Source organism: Bacillus haikouensis (assembly GCF_013179555.1).
Lineage (GTDB): Bacteria > Bacillota > Bacilli > Bacillales > Bacillaceae_B > Rossellomorea > Rossellomorea haikouensis_A.
The window spans coordinates 1-2,717 of the sequence record NZ_JABMCR010000414.1 but is presented as its reverse complement, the minus strand read 5'-3'; the positions used below and the strand labels follow the sequence as shown (position 1 = coordinate 2,717).

At 41.4% G+C, this 2,717-nt stretch carries 4 protein-coding genes and 1 pseudogene; 2 read left to right on the top strand and 3 right to left on the bottom strand.

Going from position 1 to position 2,717, the window contains the following annotated elements:
• Positions 1 to 547 (top strand): GNAT family N-acetyltransferase (locus HP456_RS22450; protein WP_172255227.1); only part of this gene is annotated, 547 nt, incomplete at its 5' end.
• Positions 548 to 980: 433 nt separating this feature from the next.
• The gene (locus tag HP456_RS22445; protein WP_172255225.1) at positions 981 to 1,142 is read left to right on the top strand and encodes a hypothetical protein; all 162 of its coding nucleotides are present in this window, start codon (positions 981 to 983) and stop codon (positions 1,140 to 1,142) included.
• A gap of 100 nt (positions 1,143 to 1,242) precedes the next feature.
• On the opposite strand, the gene HP456_RS22440 is transcribed toward HP456_RS22445, so the two are convergent.
• The 3 genes and pseudogenes from HP456_RS22440 to HP456_RS22430 all read right to left on the bottom strand — a co-directional run.
• Positions 1,243 to 1,413 carry a hypothetical protein gene (locus tag HP456_RS22440; RefSeq protein WP_172255223.1) on the bottom strand — a complete coding sequence of 57 codons (171 nt, stop codon included), beginning with the start codon at positions 1,411 to 1,413 and terminating at the stop codon, positions 1,243 to 1,245.
• Between the two features lie 242 nt (positions 1,414 to 1,655).
• Positions 1,656 to 2,450, bottom strand: coding sequence for a tryptophan synthase subunit alpha (gene trpA / locus HP456_RS22435; RefSeq protein WP_172255221.1), 795 nt, complete (start codon positions 2,448 to 2,450; stop codon positions 1,656 to 1,658).
• A pseudogene (locus tag HP456_RS22430) lies at positions 2,443 to 2,717 on the bottom strand (tryptophan synthase subunit beta); the annotation flags it as partial. The gene trpA and the pseudogene HP456_RS22430, both read right to left, overlap by 8 nt.

Sequence of the window (2,717 nt, the reverse complement as noted above, 5' to 3'; positions counted from 1 at the left end):
GCACGCTCGTTCTCTTCTGATCAATGTACCAGGCACCTCCCTTACCGGTAAAACTTTTGCTGCTTCCATTAGGGCGCAATATGATTTTACTGAATATGAAATGAAGTGGAACCCTGATAGTCTGCTTCCCCCTTCTGAAAAACTGGTGACGAGAGAAATGAAAGAAGCTGATATTCCTTACTCCATCAAATTGGATATTGAATGTTTCGGTCAAAGTCGTTCCGATGCTGAAGCCATGCTTAAACAATCCATAAAGGAATCAGGACAAAGAAGTTTAATGATTGTATTCGCTGGAAATACAGTTGGGAAAATCAGGGTGCAGCGAGTAGGGAATCAAAGTTTCATCTATGGATTTGCCGTAGATCCCCATTTTCAAGGTAAGGGAATCGGCCGAAAAGCTCTCGCCCATACTGTCAGGGAAGAATCCCGATGGACACAAGACATTTTTCTTGATGTTGCAGCGACCAACAGTAAAGCACTGAGTCTCTATGAAAAAAGCGGCTTTAAAACCATTTATAGCCAGGACTACTATCAATTTAATATTTGATTCCAATGCATGAATTCAAGACGAACATGCTTCGAATGCTCCTCACAGTGAAGGATTGAACGATCAAACTAATCGTGGCGATGATATGCTTTCAATACAGAAATAATTCAAAATGCCAAAGGGAATCATTGGCTGAAGATTGAAAACCGAATAATCAATAAATGGACCATACAGTTACTACCTATCAAAAAAGGAGATCAGCTACTCGAAATTGGATACGGGCCAGGTTATTGCATCAATAAAATCATACGAAATCACCCGGTAGCGACGGATGACGGTATAGATATTTCTACAACATGAATGAATCTGCCCATCAAAAAAAAACAGACGGCCATCGAAAATCGCAGAGTCCGCTTATTTATCCACGACATTTCTCAATTATGGCTGCATAATAAGTTGTATCATCACCTATTTTCGGTAAATATTTTCCCTTATGGACCGTCACGCATACCTGATGTTCAAGCAGGGCGGCACCTGGTTATCACGGTACAGCCCCGGGGAAAAGAAAAAAATGACGGCAGAGCGTGCAGTTACGGTCAGCAAATTCTCCAATGAACTAACAGGTGCAGGATGCAAGAATATCGAGATTTTCTAAAAAACTGTACGGCCATCCTTAACAGTTTCCGCTAAATGTATAAAATGACCTTAACTTCATATAAAAACAGTCAGTCCAAATGGACTGACTGTTTGGTTCTTTATTCCTCAGTATTTCCCTCTTCAGTATTGCTTTCCTCTGAATTTGATTCCTCTTCCTTCTGTTCTTCGGTGCCTGTGTCCTCTTCTGTGTCACTGCTGCATCCGGCTGCAAATCCGATTACTGATACCGACATCAAAAGCATTAATAACCATTTCTTCATTGATTTCATTGTTTCGCCTCCTGATAAGATGCATTTGTACTACACCTCTATCTTATCGATTTTCCATCGTTTGAGAAGGCCTTTTACCAATAATTAACTTATCTTTAAAAAGTATTTACATACTATTCACTTCATTTCGTTGAGTTTGCTGCTATATTGACCGAAGACTGTATACACTTCACTTTCTGCAGGTGACCGGTGAACCGCCACTCGAGCGTCACTCTTCGTGTCTAAAAGGATAATACTACTTCTCAACTACTAGGAATCTTATTGATTTTTACGGCATCTATTAATTCTTTGATTTCGCTGATATTCTTCTCCTGGAGGAGATCGATGATCTTGCTTCCCACTACGACCCCATCACACTCCTCTGTCATCTCCTTTACATGCTCAGGAGTTGAGATACCAAATCCCGCAAGGACTGGAACCTTGCTATATTTTTTTAGTACTTGCAAATGTGCACCGATTTTCCTGTTTACTTCATTTCTTGCACCTGTTGTACCATTGACTGTTACGGCGTACAAAAATCCTTCCGTTAGCTGTGCAAGTTCACTGATTCTTTCACTGGGACTTGTCAGGGTGGCAAGCTGGATGATCGCAATCCCATGTTTCCTGGCTGGTGCTGAAATTAATTCTAGATGTTCTGCGGGGAGGTCCGGGATGATCAAACCGTCCACTCCTGCTTCTTCGCATCGGTTGAAGAAACGATCGATGCCAAATTTAAAGACAGGGTTTATATAAGTCATGAACACTAATGGAATACCGATTTCTTCCCTTCTTAAAGCCAGCTCATCCAGTATTTGGGTTAACGTGATTCCTTCTTTCAAAGCCCTCTTCCCTGCTTTTTGAATGGTTGGACCATCTGCTACAGGGTCTGAGAATGGAATGCCGATTTCGATGGCCGATGCCCCGGCTTCTTCAAGTTGTTTCAATGTGTTTATAAAATTCTCGATCCCTCCATCCCCGGCCATGATATAGGGGATGAATAATTTATTTCCTTTGTTCAATTCATATTTAAATGACTGATCCATGAACACTTTACCCATTCTCATTACCTCCCAACAATTCCTTCACTTGTTCAACGTCTTTATCTCCTCTGCCCGACAGGCAAATGACGACCGATTCATGAGGGTTCATATCTTTTGCTAATTTTAACGCATACGCAACAGCATGTGAGCTTTCCAAAGCAGGAATGATTCCTTCTGTTTGGGAAAGCCGTTTGAACGCCTCCAGCGCTTTTTCATCAGAAACGGAAGTATATTGGACTCTATTAATATCCTTCAAATAACTGTGTTCAGGTCCAACTCCTGGAT

Excerpts from the sequence above, each read along its gene's own strand:
- HP456_RS22445 (WP_172255225.1), top strand. The coding sequence starts at position 981 with ATGGACCGTCACGCATACCTGATGTTCAAGCAGGGCGGCACCTGGTTA.
- trpA (WP_172255221.1), bottom strand. The coding sequence starts at position 2,450 with ATGGGTAAAGTGTTCATGGATCAGTCATTTAAATATGAATTGAACAAA.
- HP456_RS22440 (WP_172255223.1), bottom strand. The coding sequence starts at position 1,413 with ATGAAATCAATGAAGAAATGGTTATTAATGCTTTTGATGTCGGTATCA.